Source organism: Paenisporosarcina antarctica (assembly GCF_004367585.1).
Taxonomy (GTDB): domain Bacteria; phylum Bacillota; class Bacilli; order Bacillales_A; family Planococcaceae; genus Paenisporosarcina; species Paenisporosarcina antarctica.
Window position 1 is genome coordinate 464381 of record NZ_CP038015.1, and the last position, 17961, is coordinate 482341.

The 17961-nt window shown below is 34.8% G+C and carries 16 protein-coding genes; 13 read left to right on the plus strand and 3 right to left on the minus strand.

Annotation, left to right across the window (positions count from 1 at the left end; genetic code table 11):
• Window positions 1-7: 7 nt before the first annotated feature.
• Window positions 8-424: a M67 family metallopeptidase gene (locus E2636_RS02400; RefSeq protein ID WP_134208670.1), complete on the minus strand. Its 417-nt coding sequence runs from the start codon at window positions 422-424 to the stop codon at window positions 8-10.
• Window positions 414-1970, minus strand: a complete 1557-nt coding sequence (locus E2636_RS02405; protein WP_134208672.1) for a hypothetical protein — start codon at window positions 1968-1970, stop codon at window positions 414-416. Before E2636_RS02405 ends, E2636_RS02400 begins: the two co-directional genes overlap by 11 nt.
• 301 nt (window positions 1971-2271) lie before the next feature.
• Between E2636_RS02405 and E2636_RS02410 the strand changes: the two genes are divergently transcribed.
• The 12 genes from E2636_RS02410 (at window position 2272) to E2636_RS02465 (ending at window position 16995) form a co-directional block, all read left to right on the plus strand.
• The gene (locus E2636_RS02410; RefSeq protein WP_134208674.1) at window positions 2272-2946 is read left to right on the plus strand and encodes a BMQ_0737 family morphogenetic spore coat protein; all 675 of its coding nucleotides are present in this window, start codon (window positions 2272-2274) and stop codon (window positions 2944-2946) included.
• Between the two features lie 433 nt (window positions 2947-3379).
• Window positions 3380-4042 carry a BMQ_0737 family morphogenetic spore coat protein gene (locus E2636_RS02415; protein ID WP_134208676.1) on the plus strand — a complete coding sequence of 221 codons (663 nt, stop codon included), beginning with the start codon at window positions 3380-3382 and terminating at the stop codon, window positions 4040-4042.
• A gap of 586 nt (window positions 4043-4628) precedes the next feature.
• Window positions 4629-6488, plus strand: coding sequence for a BMQ_0737 family morphogenetic spore coat protein (locus E2636_RS02420; RefSeq protein ID WP_134208679.1), 1860 nt, complete (start codon window positions 4629-4631; stop codon window positions 6486-6488).
• A gap of 569 nt (window positions 6489-7057) precedes the next feature.
• Complete coding sequence (locus tag E2636_RS02425; protein WP_134208681.1) at window positions 7058-7714, plus strand: BMQ_0737 family morphogenetic spore coat protein; 657 nt, start codon at window positions 7058-7060, stop codon at window positions 7712-7714.
• A 72-nt stretch (window positions 7715-7786) separates the two neighbouring features.
• Window positions 7787-8362, plus strand: a complete 576-nt coding sequence (locus E2636_RS02430) for a hypothetical protein (RefSeq protein WP_134208683.1) — start codon at window positions 7787-7789, stop codon at window positions 8360-8362.
• On the plus strand, window positions 8355-8657 hold the full coding sequence (locus E2636_RS02435) for a hypothetical protein (protein WP_134208685.1): 303 nt from the start codon (window positions 8355-8357) through the stop codon (window positions 8655-8657). The genes E2636_RS02430 and E2636_RS02435 overlap by 8 nt, the downstream gene beginning before the upstream one ends.
• Window positions 8658-8860: 203 nt before the next feature.
• Window positions 8861-9790 (plus strand): coiled-coil domain-containing protein, encoded by a 930-nt coding sequence (locus tag E2636_RS02440; protein ID WP_134208687.1) that lies wholly within the window; start codon window positions 8861-8863, stop codon window positions 9788-9790.
• Between the two features lie 1197 nt (window positions 9791-10987).
• Window positions 10988-11710 (plus strand): GntR family transcriptional regulator, encoded by a 723-nt coding sequence (locus E2636_RS02445; protein ID WP_134208689.1) that lies wholly within the window; start codon window positions 10988-10990, stop codon window positions 11708-11710.
• 3 nt (window positions 11711-11713) lie between these two features.
• Window positions 11714-13261, plus strand: a complete 1548-nt coding sequence (gntK, locus tag E2636_RS02450; protein ID WP_134208691.1) for a gluconokinase — start codon at window positions 11714-11716, stop codon at window positions 13259-13261.
• A 24-nt stretch (window positions 13262-13285) separates the two neighbouring features.
• Window positions 13286-14632 carry a GntP family permease gene (locus E2636_RS02455; protein ID WP_134208693.1) on the plus strand — a complete coding sequence of 449 codons (1347 nt, stop codon included), beginning with the start codon at window positions 13286-13288 and terminating at the stop codon, window positions 14630-14632.
• Window positions 14633-14650: 18 nt separating this feature from the next.
• Complete coding sequence (gene gnd, locus E2636_RS02460) at window positions 14651-16054, plus strand: decarboxylating NADP(+)-dependent phosphogluconate dehydrogenase (RefSeq protein WP_134208694.1); 1404 nt, start codon at window positions 14651-14653, stop codon at window positions 16052-16054.
• Between the two features lie 167 nt (window positions 16055-16221).
• The gene (locus tag E2636_RS02465; RefSeq protein ID WP_134208696.1) at window positions 16222-16995 is read left to right on the plus strand and encodes an exodeoxyribonuclease III; all 774 of its coding nucleotides are present in this window, start codon (window positions 16222-16224) and stop codon (window positions 16993-16995) included.
• A gap of 50 nt (window positions 16996-17045) precedes the next feature.
• Here E2636_RS02465 and E2636_RS02470 read toward each other — a convergent pair whose 3' ends face one another.
• Window positions 17046-17411: a hypothetical protein gene (locus E2636_RS02470; protein WP_134208698.1), complete on the minus strand. Its 366-nt coding sequence runs from the start codon at window positions 17409-17411 to the stop codon at window positions 17046-17048.
• A 276-nt stretch (window positions 17412-17687) separates the two neighbouring features.
• Here E2636_RS02470 and E2636_RS02475 point away from each other — a divergent pair, with 276 nt between their 5' ends.
• Window positions 17688-17891, plus strand: a complete 204-nt coding sequence (locus E2636_RS02475; protein WP_134208700.1) for a hypothetical protein — start codon at window positions 17688-17690, stop codon at window positions 17889-17891.
• Window positions 17892-17961 lie beyond the last annotated feature (70 nt).

Genomic DNA, 17961 nt, shown 5'->3' on the forward strand with positions numbered 1-17961 from the left:
GTTAGGGCTAACTCAATGTTTCTATTACAATAGGACATTCAAAATAAGTTGATTTTAAAATGTTATAGCATTTTATTTTTGGGATTTCTAGTTTAAAAGAAACAATCACCATTTTTACTTCTTGATCAGGGTGACTAAAAATATCATAACTAGAAGGTATTGCTGATGTAGTTGGATGTGAGTGATAAATGGCGATAACACACTCGCTCCGTTCTTCAATTTTATTAAGAGTTTTTTCTACTACCTTCTTTTGAACAAAAAAACGATTTTCAGATTTCACCTCGTTTTCCAACTTCCAAAATGAACATATTTTATTGTTAGTACCAGCTAACAGCCCACAAGATTCATATGGAAGGTGGATACGTGCGTGCTCGATTACTTCTTTTAATAGTAAATCTGAAATTATCACTTTGTTAGTTTCCATAGTGCGGTTTCTTTTTGAAAAAATTTAAAAAATTAAAAATTCCAATTTTTTTATTTTCTTGTTGTTTCTTTTCAATAGAAACATTGTTTGTGTGTCCGTTAATCATTGACAAATCAACAGGAACGTCAATTGTCTGTTCGTTAATGATTGTAGTTTCAATAGGAACATAAAATGACTGCTCGTTAATTAATGTAGGTTCAACAGAAACATCAAATGTCTGTTCGATAATCTCTGCAGCATCAACAGGAACATCAAACTTTTGTTCGATAATCACTGCAGATTCAACAGGAGCAATTGTTTGTTCGATAATCACTGCAGATTCAACAGGAGCATCAATTGATTGTTCGGTAATTTCTGCAGCTTCAACAGGAGCATCAATTGTTAGTTCTATAATCTCTGTAGAATCAACAGGAGCATCAAATGTTAGTTCGATAATCTCTGTAGAATCAACAGGAGCATCAAATGTTAGTTCGGTAATTTCTGCAGCTTCAACAGGAGCATCAAATGTTTGTTCGATAATCTCTGTAGCATCAACAGGAGCATCAAATGTTAGTTCGGTAATTTCTGCAGCTTCAACAGGAACATCAAATGTTTGTTCGGTAATTTCTGCAGCTTCAACAGGAACATCAAATGTTTGTTCGATAATCTCTGCAGGCTTAGCAGGAACATCAATTGAATCTACTTTCTTCTCATCTATAGGGGGCACTGAAATTGTGTTAGTGATGGTAGTATTTTCTTTAAATGGTTTATTGTTAGGGAAAATAATTTTAGTAGAATGTTTTCTGGCTTTTAATGGGAGAGTAGGTGTAATTAAATTCTTCTTGTCTTTTACTAAAGAATCCTCTTTTAAACGGATAGTATTAAATGTCTTTGAGTTTACCCCTTTGTTTAGTCCTTTAATAAATTGAGTAGGTGTATATCCATGAGATGGAAAACTGTTCTTATTATAGTGTGCCTGCTCTTCTTGATCTTTATTGCGTATATCTATAAGTTCTATTGGAGTTAACGTATTTGGTTCTTGAATAACCTTTGCGTTATTTATAAATTTCTGTAGTTGTTTATAAGATAATGGGAGATTGTTTTTTTGAATAGGAGAAATTGATATATGTTCTATGGGGGGAGTAGTATCTTTTTTTCTTGTATGCATCTCACTGACTTCATTTTTTGTATCTGCTAGTAAGGAATCTTGTGAATTTACTGTTTCTGTAATATTTTTAACTTCATTATTCGTTAATTTCTTCATGATTAATGAAATGTCTTGATTTAACTCACCGACAGTTTGGTTAAGGGAATCAATCTGAACTGAAAATTTTTTTTCTTTTTGCTTATACTCCTCTATTTGTATACTTTGTTTTTCGTCTAGTAATTCCATTTCTCCTTTTAAATGTGTAACTTGATTTTTATACCCATTAAATTCGGTTTTCATAAAGAGATAGTCATCAACTGTATTTCCTGTTTTCAATGTTTCTAAGGTGTCTTTATATGTTGCGATTTTCTGCTTCAGTATGTCAATGTCTTGAGTGGAATATATCTTAGATTTTCCCAATAATTTTCACTCCTTCTTTGTACAGTATTATAATATTAATCATGTTATAAATACGTGACAAGTTGAAATAGGCGTATTAGTGCTTTGTTTGAACATGAAAGAAGCTAGTGCCATTAGTGAGCGAAAGGAAGATATGGATTTATAGAAAAATTCAATATGTAGACAGAGCTTGTTATTAATAGAGACAAGTTCTCCTTATTTGGTGAGCATAAACGTTTCCTTAAATAAGGTTTCTACCTAAACCTTTATTTTTTATCAACGTATAGTAGAATGCAAGAAAAAATAAGGTGGTGTTTAAAGTATGAAACATAAAAAACCGATTAATTGTCCAGAGTTAATTTGTATCAATGTTGATAAGGTGTACGACTGGATTGTTAAAGAAAAGTCGTTTGACGTTACTTCTTTAGCTGATGTTCCCATTACATTTACACCGGCTGATTCAGTACCTGATGAAGATATTGTAGGTGCGACTGTAACATGTGAAGTGAACCCAGATCCAACAACTCCGATTGAAGTCCTAGCCCGTGACGATCGTCCATTTATCATTGATGGGACTCAAGTTACCCTTCAGCAGCTGAATATTCGTAAGAATTTTATCATTACACTTATCGTGACTTTAGCAGATGGAACGGTGTTGACTAGTGCTCCACCAGTTGAGGGTAATGAGCCAGTAAATGCAGAATTGTTGATTTCTCGTTGTGAGCAAGTTACATTGTGTGCCCCTGTAGGAACAGAAGTTGAAATTACGTATACGGATCTAGATTGTTTCGTGTGTACGACAGGTGCACTCGAAGTAGCTGAGGATACAATCTCATTTACTGCTTTAACGATCTCGGTAATTACGTGTCAAAGCATTCAATCGATATACCCAGTAACAGTTGAATTCTTAGCTGAGTTCTGTGAGCCTAGAGATGATATTCAACCTGAATGTCCTGCCCCAATTCGCCCACTACAATGCCCAGTTGTTTTCCCATAGTTATTGAATAAATTAATAATTTCAAACCGTGCCTACCTTAACTTGAGGAAGGCACGGTTTTTTATCATACTAAAAATATTTGAAATTCTAAGAGTTTTTCACTTTCAATATAAAAATGTGAACTTCAAATTAATTTATTATCTTAGTAAAGCATTGTTAATCATGTTTTCAATAAGGGACAAATTGCTTACACAAGATTTATTATGGATCTCTCTATATGGAGGTATAATCCAAAGTTGCTAATAGTCATCATCTATAAAAGAAAAATTATTATTTATAGAGATCCCCAATTCTTTAATCAGTTTAGATAGAAACGTGTGCTTTACACGTAAAAATTAATAAATATGGAGATAAGTAAGCTTACTACCTAAACACTTTTTTTTTTTCAACGTATGCTACGAATGTAAGTTACTAATTTAAGGAGGTGAAAAATATGCAATTTAAAAATTTAAATGGTGGTCAAGAGTTAATTTGTATCAATGTTGATAAGGTGTACGACTGGATTGTTAAAGAAAAGTCGTTTGACGTTTCTCTACCTCCTGGTACTACAATTACATTTACACCTTCGATTACCCTTGATGACGCAACTCTTGCTGGTGCGACTGTAACATGTGAAGTGAACCCAGATCCAACAACTCCGATTGAAATCCTAGCTCGTGACGATCGTCAATTTATCATTAATGGGACTCAAGTAACTCTTCAACAGTTAAATATTCGCAAGAATTTTATCATTACACTTATCCTGACTTTAGCAAATGGAACAGTGTTGACTAGTGTACCTTCTGCAGCATTGATGATTTCTCGCTGTGAACAAGTTACATTGTGTGCCCCAGTAGGAACAGACGTTGAAATTACGTATACGGATCTAGATTGTTTCGTGTGTACGTTTGGTACACTTTCGGGAGATCCTGAAAGTATGCTCACATTTGTTGATGGTCTAACGATCTCGGTAGTTACGTGCCAAAGCATTCAATCGACATTCCCAGTAACAGTTGAATTCTTAGCTGAGTTCTGTGAGCCAAGAGATGATATTCAACCTGAATGTCCTGCCCCAATTCGCCCACTACAATGCCCAGTTGTTTTCCCAAGCGTATAATGGGCACCAAACATATTATGAAGAGAGTATATTCTCTCTTCATTTTTTAATATAGGGTGTAGAATGATCCATTATAAATTCTAATACCACAAGAGTTGTAAGGAAAAGCAGAGTGTTAAAACTAATGATTTAAGAGTTCCAAAGAAAAGTCCTTTATAATAGAAAGCCAGGGTTTTTACCCGTCCAACAAATGGACAAGAATAATACATAACTTATTCAACTTTATTTAGGGCTAAGATTCTGTAATCAACTAGAAATTTAGCTCTTGCTAAGGAATTGTCATAGTGGTTATCCTTTTGATTTAACGGTCTCTTAAACTTAGGGTAAGTAATAGCTCATCAGTTGCTACATTATTAAATTAAGGCCATCAGTAGGCTTGGAGTATTTTTGCAGTTACAAGGTCTCGTTTAACAGATGAGAATTCGCATTGAACTAAAACTACGTCTTTTCGTTCTCCTACGTTGCATACAACAATTTCACGGGTGTATAAATCAAGTTATTACATCCCAGAGACTCTACTATTAATTTCATATATATAGTAAAAGGGAATTACTATAAGAGTTCCCAATATGAAAAGGGTGAGGTAATGAAAAAAAAACAAGTGCGAATTAGGAGGGATTTTACGAATTCCAGTTCAAGTGTTTATGAGTGCTTTTTATCTGAAACATCGTGTGTAGAACTACTTCAAGTAGGAGGCCGTGCAGAACAAACAATATTTCTACCTGACGGTACAAAAGTACTACTTCAAAGAGTGAAAATATTGACGACAGGACTTGTTACAGTCAAGTTAATGGATGGGTCAAGTGTGATAGAGCCATTCTCATTAACGGAGGGATATTTCTTATGTGCACCACCAGGAACAACCGTTAATTGTGAAATCACAAATGTAAGATGTTATGCTAACGTGGTTTGCGTAGACAATATGTGTAATCAATTAATAATTTCTATCAGCTTTTGTCAGGATGTAAAATCAGAAACAAATGTAAACGTATTAATGAACGGGGAATTTTGTAAACCAAGATTACAGGATATATCTGGGCAGTGTCTTCCAATTGGTCAGTCAATTCAGGGGCAACTAAATTTTATCGAAGTAAAATCAACAGATGGTGAAGAAAAACAAACTTTAATAAGAAATGACATAATTATACCTTTTGAAGAAACTTATTGCGCTAAAGCTTCTAGAGTATATGACTGGATTCAACGACATATTGTTGTCCCTACTATTAGTAAAGAAAGGGCATGTATATATGAAGTTCTCTCGGCTGATGGGGATTGTGGTGACATTGCGGAGGGAGATCTTATTTGCCTACCGTGTGATGAAGCATGTGAAGAATTTCTCGTCTGTAATAATCAAAATTGTCTTTTAATATTGAGAAGTATTTCTACTGAGTGCCAATTTTGTCCATCTGATGCTAAAATATTTCCGAATGGACTTGCATGTGAAGTTCAGGGACAGGGCGTTTTCAATGTTGAGAAGGTATTATTTTATCCGACAATCGAAGAAGCTGTTGCGGATGCAGAAGATAATAATACCTTAATCGTATTTCCAGGGGAGTATAATCCTCCTTCATTCCTTTCAATTGATAAGCCGTTGACGTTGCGAGGATTAATAGTAGATCAAACAACAGTCACTTTTCCAGATAGCCTTATTAATACGACAAGTCTTAGGATTGAAGCAGACAATGTTACAATTGAAAATCTTCATTTTATAGGTCCTACTTCTACGACTTCAGGGGATAACGCATTATTAGGAATTCCATTTAAATCGTTTGGTGTACTTTATGAAAACATTACCATCAGGGTTTCTATTATTGAAGGAGGACGTCGAAATGCATTTATTCGGGCGAAAAATTTAACCATTTCCGAAACAATGTTTATTCATACAGGAAACCGGAATTCTTTGCACATCTTTAACGCACAAGGTACAACCAATATTAGTGAAAACACATTTCAAGGTGGACCAGAAAGTCGGGCAGCTATGACTTTTGAAGATGGTGAAAGTGGATTTACAGGGACCATTACTATACAAGATAATACATCCATAAGGCATTCGCAATTTGTGTTGTTTAATTTATTTCGTTTTGATGATGTGTCTTTATTTGTGTTACGAAATATAATTGACCACCAAGATAGATCTGGCAGCTCAATCATTTTTATTCCTATCGATTTTACTGAAGCTTTACCTATTATTATTGAAGAAAATGAAATTATTAACCCAAACCCAGGTAGACTTGCAGTTTATGTTGATTTCAGAGATGCTGGTGCATCTGTTCCTTCAAACGGCCAAATACAGGTAATTAGAAATATTTTTGATATAGCTTTACCTTGGGGCTCAGTTACAGATACTGTAGATCCCAATTACCCTGTAGGTTTTAGTACAAATGCTCCAATGTCCATGTCATTAAATGCTTTTCAGTTAGTTGGAAATATAGTCATAAATCTTTAATTAGTTTAATGTACTCTATTAGTACCTCGTTCAATGCCTCAATTTGAAGTTAACAATGGGAAACAAAAGGGCAATATTAATGTGCAAATAGTCTAGATGACGGGATAAGATTATTAATATTTAATCGCTATAGTTGCACATTTTGCTCAGGTTGTTATTATGTCCTCGTTTCCTCAAAAAGATCCGATTTAGCTACATGTACCCTCTCTTAAAAATGTGAATAACCCCTTTCTATTTAGCACGTCCTAAAAGGCCGTTTTAAATTATTCTAGTTTCTACGTTTTACTAGTTGCTTCATGTCCAAGGATGTAAACATTTGAATTGCAGGCACTTATCATTCGCAGGTACCGTTTAGTATAGGATTATTTTTTTCTGCGTAAAATAGTCAGATTTACAAGTGGTTTAACAACCGGCAAAGTGTAAAATGATTTTTAATCGCTCATTATTATTCACCTCTTTCCCACTACAATAAAATTTAAATATCTAGAAAAGCAAGTTTTCTACCTAACTCCTTGATTTTTTTCTTCGTATTCTAGAATGTAAGCAAAAAAATTTTGGAGGTGAAAAATATGCAATATAAAAATTTAAATGGTGGTCAAGAGTTAATTTGTATCAATGTGGATAAGGTGTACGACTGGATTGTTAAAGAAAGGTCATTCGACGTTTCTTTAGCAGGTGCTGTCATTACATTTACACCTGCTGGTTCAGTACCTGCTGGACCTATTTTAGGTGCGACTGTTACATGTGAAGTGAACCCTAATCCGGCACTTCCGATTGAAATCCTAGCCCGTGACGATCGTCCATTTATCATTGATGGGACTCAAGTTACTCTCCAGCAGTTAAATATTCGTAAGAATTTCATTATTACACTTATCGTGACTTTAGCAGATGGAACTGTGTTGACTAGTGTACCTTCTGCAGCATTGATGATTTCCCGTTGTGAGCAAGTTACATTATGTGCGCCTGAAGGAACAGATGTTGAAATTACGTATACGGATCTAGATTGTTTCGTGTGTACGACTGGTACACTCATGGGAGGTGAGGGAGGTATAATCACATTTAGTGCTCTAACGATTTCCGTAGTTACTTGCCAGAGCATTCAATCGATATTTCCAGTAACTGTTGAATTCTTAGCTGAGTTCTGTGAGCCTAGAGATGATATTCAACCTGAATGCCCTGCCCCAATTCGCCCACTACAATGCCCAGTTGTTTTCCCACGCGTATAAAGCGTCAGTACAAACCATATTATGAAGGGAGAATATTTCTCTCTTCATTTTTTGTAAAAGGGGTGCTAATTGATGAAAAAGGATAAGAATGATATAGAAGAGAAAATCAAAAAGCTTCATCATCAAACGAATACATACTTGACTGAAATAAAAAGGATAATAGCTGAACGTGAGGTGCCCGTCAAAAATAGTTTAATATGCTATTTTACTTATTCAATGAACATTTCCCACGATCCTGAGCAGGAGAGCTTATGTCTAGGATCTTTCCATATACTTAATACGGGAAATCAGTCTATTACAAATCCTTATATATACTTAAAAATTCCAATAGAATCATTTTTTTCTTTTTCAGGAAAGTACGTATATGAAAATGCTAAAAAGTCATCGAAAGTTACAGATGGATGGGAACGAATAAATGAAAAAAAGAATAGGGAAGAATATTGGCTTAAGCCTTTGGGTAATAAAACTATTGAACCTAATGAGAAAATTTCATTTTCAAATTTCCAGATCAATTGGTCACCTAAAGAATCTTATTCAGGCAGTATCATTGGGTTTACTTACAGTGATCAAATGAAAGATGGGGTAGCTGTGATTAATCCGATTAATATAAATGGGACTATACGTAAGAAGGGGGATGAAGGTGAGTAATTTAGAAGGAAAAGAGCAAGAATTATTAATAAAGCAAGGAATTCGCCAATTTATGAAAGATCAGATTAACGAACCAAAAGAGGGTAACAACAGTTTCGTCTATTTGGAGAATAGTACATTAAATATGTTGATTACTTATTTGTTGATGAATGGAAATAGTCGAACTTATGGAGAAATGGATAGAGAAGATGATGGGTTTTCTAATAATAAAATTTTGGAGGATCTTGACCATATCATTGAGGGTAGCAAACAGGAATTTGAGGAGATCATCACACTACTAAAAGGTAAAGTTTAAATCATCATCCTTTAATTATGTATTCCCTCTTACGCAAATGAAATGATTAAATTGATACATAAATTGAATTATTAACAGCTTTGACCTTAACCCACAAATATATCGTTGCCAAATGAATCAATAGTATTGTCAACATACTTGATTTCACGAATGAAGATACCAGCAGCCTTTGTTTTGGGATATCTGTGATGGGGGGTAATAACTTGAATACTGGAAATATTAAAAATAACGATCCTATACAACTTCAACAAACGATTATTTATTTTAAGGCAGAACTAGCTAAATATAAAGGTAAAGTTGAAAAATACAAAAATAACTTTGACCATTCGTTAATAGAAAAACTTGAACAAGAAAATGTTCATTTAACGAACGATAAAGCCGAACTATCTCTAGAGGTGTATAAGTTAAATAAAGAACTTGAAAGGCAGACTAGCGATTTTAAAGAACGTATTCATTTACAGGAAGTTCAGATAAAAACGTCAATGAATTCTATTAATAACTTGCAGAAAACTAAAACTGATTTAAGACAGATGAACAAGCAGTTGACTGAAGTAATAAAAACATTAAAAGACGGGCTCAATTCTGATAAATATAGAAACAAAAAACAGGATAGACAAGTTCTTTCACTTAATCAAAAGCTTGCAGAATATAAAACTACTATAGAACAGCACGACAGCAAACTTGTTGAACTCTTTCAAGAAGCAAATAAAAAAGTGTATTTAAAGATTGAAAAATTGGATATAAGTATCAATGACCGTATCCAGTCTGAAGAAGATAGACAGTATATGATAAAAGAAATGGAAGAAAAAGAAAAAGCTTTAGAAAAGCTCCAACATGAAATAATGAATTTAACAGAACAAAATGAAAAGTACAAAGATGCCATTACACGATTAGAAAAAAGTTTGAGCGAGAAGAATGATGGTATAGGTTTATTCTCTTCATCTAGTACACCTACTATTGATTCTGACATGCTTTTGCAATTAGAAAATCAAATAAAAGATGTTTTAGGACAATCGTTGGATTTCGAAGAAAAATTGGCTGCGAAGTTAATTGTTATTAATTCTTTGGAACATAAATTAGATCAGCTTACTATAGAAATTGATGACATAAAAGAAGTCCGACCAATCGATTGATTCTTATACGATGTCAGCACTATGATATACATATATAAATTAAATGGTTTTCAATTTGAATGATAGCATATTCAGAAGGGAATGAAGTTGTCCCTTTAGTTACAAAGCCCTTTTTATTTCTATTCTATCTGTAGAAATAATGGGGATAAGGATCACTTTATTTCTTGAATCTTGTAGAAGTCGAAGATTGAAAAATAGGATATACTGATTAGCCATTCCAAGCCTGTTTGCCCAGATTTATACACTTTCATACATACTTTGCTAATATACTATGTGAAAGCTCTTAAAGATGTTACTCATCAATGGACCCTTCAAAATAATATTCCGACCTCCATAAAGAATTGTAAAGACCATTATTTTATGAAATATTATGATGTAATTCGCAAATGAAAAAGCGTGTGAACCCTTTGATAGTAAAGGGTTCACACGCTTTTTCTATCTAATATGGACAATGGCATCATTTTGCTAATCATTAAAACTGTCCATCACATCGTTTACTTGGTATGTTTTATAAAGTTTGCTTAAAAATTTCAACTCATGAATTCACAAACAATTGTCCGAATGTAACCATACTATCAGAGTATGAAACCACAAAAAATAAGGATAAGTTACTTATCTACATAAAATTGGAAGAAATCGAATACGAGATTAAATATAACTACCGTATTAATCACCACAAACAATAGTGCCTGTTTATTGAGTTTTTTCATCTTGATTCGGTCCATATATCCACTCCTTTTTTCAGATTATACGTCTTAATTTATTCATTGTAATAATATGTTTGCGGGTTTATCACTATTAATAAATGTGCTATTTCTTTACGTTTTTTTGATTAGAACCATCTTGAAAGTAACCATAATTTTATTGGGGCAGATAGGAAATTTACTTTAAAATTTACTGATTAATTTGTGAATATCCGAATGGGTATGATTCTTTTACCCAAATTGTTTCCTCCTTATATTATTCGCCGTTTGACAAAATGTGACTTGTTGACGTCTGTGCATCTTCACTTTTTTCCCTTATTCACGAATTAAATAATGATTAAACCGCTTAGAAGTTCAAATGTGCCATGATTAGAATCTCTCCTAAAAATGTATCCGAAAAAAAATGAATGTATAAAAGCGTTTACATTTCAATATAGTTGAACTAATATACTTGTATACAAGTATTCCGGTTACCGGATGAGGAAGTGAAATGATGAGTGAATCAATGGAATATCTCTATCCTTCAAAATGGATTGCGAGCGCTTCTACAGGTGTTCGTTTAGCATGCGAGCTTAGAATTCGAATTATTTCAGGCACGATAAAAAAAGGTACCGTTTTATCAGAAAATAAATTAGCAGCAGAATTTGAAGTAAGTCGATCCCCTATTCGTGAAGCATTAAAAATATTGGCAACTGAAAACATTATTCGATTAGAAAGAATGGGTGCGGTTGTTGTTGGTTTATCGGAACAGGATATAAAGGAAATTTATGATGTGCGCTTAGTCATCGAAACGTTTGTTTATGAACGTATTGTGAAAATGGATACCACTGAATTAGTAAAAGAGCTAAGTAAAATACGCGAAATGATGGAAGTTGCCATTAAATATAATGATGCTGATGAATTCTCTTATCAGGATGTATTGTTTCATGAAACGATAATTCGTTCGATTGATCATTCCTATATCCTATTGATATGGAATAATGCAAAACCTGTTATGGAAAGTTTAATCCTTCTTTCTATGCGCATGCGTTTAGAAGAAAAGTCCGATGATTTTGCACGAGTTTTGAAAAATCACGATCTTTATATCGAAGCGATCAATTCAAAAAATCGAGATATCATGATCCAGGCGTTACATCAAAACTTTCAAGATGTTCAAGGAAAAGTAGATGATCTTTGGATGTCGCAACAAATGCTCACGAAAGAAAGGGAGCAATAGGCTATGACGAATTATATGTTAGGTGTCGATATCGGTACGACTAGTACGAAAGCTGTGTTATTTACTGAAAAAGGCGAAATAATTCAACAAGAGAATATTGGATACCCCCTGTACACACCAGATATTTCAACAGCAGAACAGAACCCAGAAGAGATATTTCAGGCTGTAGTGCAAGCTATATCAAATATAATGGCGAATTCCCAAATTAACCCAGAAAAATTGTTATTCATTTCATTTAGTAGTGCCATGCATAGTGTAATTGCGATGGATGAAAATGATCAACCACTGACGCAATGTATTACTTGGGCGGATAATCGAAGTGAAGGTTGGACTCGTAAAATAAAAGAAGAGTTAAACGGTCATGAAGTGTACAAACGGACTGGGACACCTATTCATCCCATGGCCCCATTAAGCAAGATTGCTTGGATTGTAAATGATCGACCTGAAATAGCAGCCAAAGCCAAGAAATATATAGGAATTAAAGAATTCATTTTCAAAAAGTTCTTTGATCGATATGTAGTGGACCATTCACTAGCTTCAGCAATGGGTATGATGAATCTCAAAAAACTAGATTGGGATGAAGAAGCACTGCAAATAGCGGGAGTTACACCGGATCAGTTATCCGAGCTTGTGCCGACAACTAAGATTTTCACAAATTGTAGCCCAGAAATTGCACAAAAGATGGGCATTGCTCCACAAACGTCATTTGTCATTGGGGCAAGTGATGGTGTGCTTTCTAATATAGGCGTGGATGCCATTGGTAAAGGTGAAGTAGCTGTAACAATTGGGACTAGCGGCGCTATACGAACAATCATTGACCATCCTCATACTGATGACAAGGGTCGAATATTTTGCTACGCATTAACAGAAAAACATTGGGTCATTGGTGGCCCAGTCAACAACGGTGGAATGGTACTGCGATGGATTAGAGATGAATTTGCATCGTCAGAAGTAGAAACGGCAAAAAGGCTGGGCATTGATCCGTATGAAGTGTTAACAAGAATTGCTGAACGGGTAAGGCCTGGCGCTGATGGATTATTGTTCCATCCATACCTAGCTGGTGAACGTGCTCCATTGTGGAATCCTGATGTGAGAGGCTCATTTTTTGGTTTAACGATGACCCACAAGAAGGAACATATGATTCGGGCAGCACTTGAAGGTGTCATTTACAATCTTTACACCGTATTTTTAGCCTTACTCGAAGTGATGGATGAACCGGTTACCCGAATAAAAGCAACTGGCGGATTCGCAAGATCAGATGTTTGGCGACAAATGATGGCTGATATATTTGATGTGGAAGTGATTGTTCCGGAAAGCTATGAAAGCTCCTGTCTTGGGGCTTGTATTTTAGGGCTATATGCTACCGGAAAAGTTGATTCGTTTGATGTGGTTTCTGACATGATTGGTACTACATTTAAGCACACGCCTATTGAATCCGATGTGCAAGAATACAGAGAGCTTCTACCAATATTTATTAATATATCGAGAGTATTGGAAAAAGAATATACAAGCATTGCAAAGTATCAACGAAATTTAATTAAAAAAGAATAAACATTCAATATTGGAGGAATTGTCATGCCGTTAGTTATTGTCGCGATAGGTATTGTTTCGTTACTAGTTTTAATTATGGGGTTCAAATTAAACACCTTTGTGTCATTAATCATTGTATCTTTTGGAGTTGCTTTAGCTTTAGGTATGCCACTAGATAGCGTTGTTGGTTCAATTGAGTCTGGACTTGGCGGAACACTTGGACATTTAGCTTTAATATTTGGTCTAGGTGCGATGTTAGGTAGTTTAATTGCAGATTCTGGAGGCGCGCAACGTATTGCGATGACCTTAATCGATAAATTCGGAGAAAAAAATATTCAATGGGCTGTTGTAGTTGCTTCATTCATTATCGGAGTTGCCTTATTCTTTGAAGTAGGATTAGTACTATTAATTCCGATTGTATTTTCGATTTCAAAACAATTACGAGTGTCTATTCTATACTTAGGAATTCCGATGGCAGCTGCTTTATCGGTGACTCACGGATTTTTACCACCTCACCCTGGACCGACAGTAATTGCCGGAGAGTATGGTGCAAATATTGGTGAAGTATTACTTTACGGTTTTATTATTGCCATTCCAACTGTCATTTTAGCAGGGCCATTATTTACAAAGCTTGCTAAAAAACTTGTCCCTGATTCATTTAATAAAACAGGTGATATTGCTTCTTTAGGTGAACAAAAAACATTTAAAATAGAAGATACACCTAGTTTTGGTATCAGTGTATTTACAGCAATGTTTCCTGTTATCTTAATGGCTATCGGAACAATTATTACCATGATTCAACAAACAAATGATATTGCAGATAATATGTTATTTGAAGTCGTGCGTTTTGTAAGTAATGCTTCTACTGCAATGTTATTATCTTTATTGCTTGCCGTTTATACCATGGGATTGGCAAGAAAAATACCGATGAAAACCGTGATGAATACTTGTTCGAGAGCAATAGCAAGTATTGGGATGATGCTATTAATTATTGGTGGTGGTGGGGCTTTTAAACAAGTACTCATTGATGGTGGTGTTGGTGACTACGTGGCTGAATTATTTAGTGACACGACATTATCACCTATCTTACTGGCGTGGATGATCGCTGCTATTTTACGAATCGCTTTAGGATCTGCAACGGTTGCGGCTTTAACAACGGCCGGTTTAGTTATTCCTCTGTTAGGTACAACTGACGTTAACTTAGCTTTGGTCGTACTTGCAACTGGAGCAGGTAGTTTAATCGCTTCACATGTTAATGATGCTGGTTTCTGGATGTTTAAAGAGTTTTTTGGTTTGACGATGAAAGAAACATTTGCAACATGGACATTACTTGAAACGATTATTTCTGTTGCTGGATTAGGGTTTATTCTATTATTAAGTCTAATTGTTTAAAAAGGAGATAGAAAATATATGAGTAATACAATTGGTGTTATGGGTCTAGGTGTAATGGGAAGAAGTATTGCGATGAATATGGCAAGTAAAGGTGAACATGTAGCTGTCTATAATTACACAAGAGATTTAACGGACTTGCTAGTAAAAGATATCGAACAACAACAACTTTATCCATATTACGATGTGCAAGAATTTGTGCAGTCTTTACAGTCACCAAGAAAAATTTTCATGATGGTCACTGCTGGGAATGTTGTAGATTCAGTGATTAAATCATTAGTACCATACCTTGAGCCAGGCGATATTATCATGGACGGTGGTAATTCAAACTATCAAGACACGGCCCGAAGATTTGATGAATTGAAGTCACAAGACATTGATTATTTAGGTATTGGTGTTTCTGGTGGGGAAGAAGGAGCCTTGAAAGGTCCTTCCATCATGATTGGCGGCGAAAAAGAAGTATATGAAAAAGTAGCATCTATTTTCACTAAAATTGCTGCTCAAGTTGAAGGAAACCCTTGCTGTGCGTATATGGGTCCTAAAGGTGCAGGTCATTTTGTGAAAATGGTGCATAATGGAATTGAGTATGCCGATATGCAACTCATTGCAGAAGCCTATACTTTTTTGAGAGAAAAACTACATATCCCTCTCAATGAAATTGCTGATATTTTTGAAACATGGAATCAAGGGGAACTGAAAAGTTATCTGATTGAAATCACAGCCGATATATTAAGAAAGCAAGATGAAAAAACAGGTTTACCACTTGTCGATGTAATTTTAGACAAAACTGGCCAAAATGGCACAGGTAAATGGACGAGTATACAAGCAATTGATAACGGAATTCCCGTATCCATTATTACAGAATCATTATTTGCTCGTTACATCTCACATGTAAAAGAAGAACGATTACATGCAGCAAGTATCTTAGCTGGTCCAGAAACTACTAATGAACCAGTAGATCAAGAAGAATGGGTTGAATCTGTTAGACAAGCCTTATATATGGGGAAAATTTGTGCCTATGCACAAGGCTTTACTCAATATAAAGTAACGTCAAAAATCAATGATTGGAACTTGCCATTACAAGACATTGCGCTTATTTTCCGTGGTGGTTGTATCATACGAGCGGAGTTTTTAAACACAATTAGTGAAGCTTTTGGAGCACAAGAATCTACAACAAATTTATTGATTGCACCATACTTTGTTGAAAAAACGAAAGCATATCAAATAGGGATGAGAAAAGTGGTAGCTGAAAGTATGATGTCAGGTATGGCGTTCCCTTCTTTAAGTGCTGCTCTTACTTATTATGATAGTTATCGAACTGGTTACTCGACTGCCAATCTATTGCAAGCACAACGTGATTATTTTGGGGCTCACACATATGAGCGTACAGATGTAGAAGGTTCATTTCACACGATATGGAAATAATCTAAATAGAAGAGCAGGATTAAGGTTTCAATTACCCTTAATCCTGCTTTTCTCTTATTTTTAGTGTACTGAACGTATGAAGGTTTGTTATATTGTAGGGAATAATATAGCATTCTTGGTATTGTTCATATATACATAGAATAGAGTCAATAAAAGGGGTTATCACGATGAAACTAGTTTCTTGGAATGTGAACGGCATTAGGGCTTGTGTGAAAAAAGGATTTATAGATTATTTTCATGAAGTGAATGCGGATATTTTTTGCCTGCAAGAGACGAAGTTACAAGCTGGGCAAATTGATTTACAGTTAGAAGGATATTATCAATATTGGAATTATGCAGTAAAAAAAGGGTATTCAGGTACAGCTGTCTTTACAAAGGAAAAACCAATCTCAGTAAAGTATGGAGTAGGAGATTTAACTGAAGAAGCTGAAGGTAGAATACTTACATTAGAATACGATCAGTTTTATTTAGTGAATGTCTATACACCCAATGCGAAGCGAGATTTAACAAGACTTCCTTACCGCTTAGAATGGGAAGATGAAATGCGTGCCTATTTGAAGCACTTAGATCTAACAAAACCAGTGATTATGTGTGGAGATTTAAATGTGGCGCATCAACAAATAGATTTAAAAAATGCTAAATCAAATAAAGGCAATTCAGGCTTTACAATAGAGGAACGAGGAAAGATGACGGGATTACTAGATGAAGGATTTACAGATACGTTCCGTCATTTTTATCCGGAGAAAGAAGAAGCCTTTACATGGTGGTCTTACATGGCCACGGTGAGAGAGCGTAATATCGGATGGAGAATTGATTACTTCATTACGTCAAACCGACTATGTGAAAGATTAGTTGATGCATATATACATCCACAAATACATGGAAGTGATCATTGTCCGATTGTTTTGGAGCTTAAAGGGAATGTGAAAAACCTTTCATGAGTTCATTGAACTAACGAAAGGCTTAGCTTTAGTCGAGTACTCAAAAGAAGCTACCTAATACGTTTATTGACCACTTTATTTGAGTACAATAGGGCCCCTAAGTAGCCAACCAAGTATGCAATAACTAACACAAAAAGTGCTGAGCCACTAATGGTGCTATTGCCAAGATACAATTGATATAGAACGATGAAAAGAGTTGCGCATATTCCGCCAAGATGTGGTGAATTCTTAATGTAAAAGTGCATGGCTACTAATCCACCGATAATGGCAACAATGAAGAAATTAATTTTAACGAGTACATCTTGTGACGTTGAATGATCTACATTAAGTTCAATATAGAGTAACAACTGTAGGATGATATATTGAGCTATTAAAGAAATTAAGACGACAGGTATCCAATCAAATTTTCTGTTCAAAATCAAAAACCTCCTTCCATTATTGTATGCATAATAAGCATAAAAAAGAATAACAAGGATATTAGTAGCTAGGATAATTGATTGAAAATAATGAGGGAAATATGTAACAAATACTGACGTTTTTTTCTTTCGTAATAAAGAAAATGCGAATGTGCCAGATGAAGGTGTAAAGAATTAGTAAGCATAAGTATAGAAAATTTCCAGTAATCGTCGAGTATCGAGTATAATAGAGAAAAGCAGAGACTGATCATCATTTGATCTAAAGGAGGACTATATATGACTGAAAATAATGAAACAAACCAACAAGATGTGCCGAAGAAAAAATTAAGCTTAAAAGAAGCGATGCAAAAACAATTAGAAGCAAAGAAAAACCTAACTTCCGATAACAACGCTAAAGGAAGTACATCGAAATCATCGAAAGTAATGCAAAGCCAACAAACGAAAAAAGTAAGTAATACACGTAGAAAAATGGGTGTATAATAAAACTGCGCAAACCGATTTTTATATGGTTTGCGTTTTTCTTAGGGAATTTTAGATTTTGATTAAATGG

Bases quoted from the DNA above. Each gene is read 5' to 3' on its own strand.
- gntK (WP_134208691.1), top strand. From the start codon at position 11,714: ATGACGAATTATATGTTAGGTGTCGATATCGGTACGACTAGTACGAAA.
- E2636_RS02415 (WP_134208676.1), top strand. From the start codon at position 3,380: ATGCAATTTAAAAATTTAAATGGTGGTCAAGAGTTAATTTGTATCAAT.
- E2636_RS02430 (WP_134208683.1), top strand. From the start codon at position 7,787: ATGAAAAAGGATAAGAATGATATAGAAGAGAAAATCAAAAAGCTTCAT.
- E2636_RS02445 (WP_134208689.1), top strand. From the start codon at position 10,988: ATGAGTGAATCAATGGAATATCTCTATCCTTCAAAATGGATTGCGAGC.
- E2636_RS02420 (WP_134208679.1), top strand. From the start codon at position 4,629: ATGAAAAAAAAACAAGTGCGAATTAGGAGGGATTTTACGAATTCCAGT.
- gnd (WP_134208694.1), top strand. From the start codon at position 14,651: ATGAGTAATACAATTGGTGTTATGGGTCTAGGTGTAATGGGAAGAAGT.
- E2636_RS02455 (WP_134208693.1), top strand. From the start codon at position 13,286: ATGCCGTTAGTTATTGTCGCGATAGGTATTGTTTCGTTACTAGTTTTA.
- E2636_RS02425 (WP_134208681.1), top strand. From the start codon at position 7,058: ATGCAATATAAAAATTTAAATGGTGGTCAAGAGTTAATTTGTATCAAT.
- E2636_RS02475 (WP_134208700.1), top strand. From the start codon at position 17,688: ATGACTGAAAATAATGAAACAAACCAACAAGATGTGCCGAAGAAAAAA.
- E2636_RS02410 (WP_134208674.1), top strand. From the start codon at position 2,272: ATGAAACATAAAAAACCGATTAATTGTCCAGAGTTAATTTGTATCAAT.
- E2636_RS02465 (WP_134208696.1), top strand. From the start codon at position 16,222: ATGAAACTAGTTTCTTGGAATGTGAACGGCATTAGGGCTTGTGTGAAA.
- E2636_RS02400 (WP_134208670.1), bottom strand. From the start codon at position 424: ATGGAAACTAACAAAGTGATAATTTCAGATTTACTATTAAAAGAAGTA.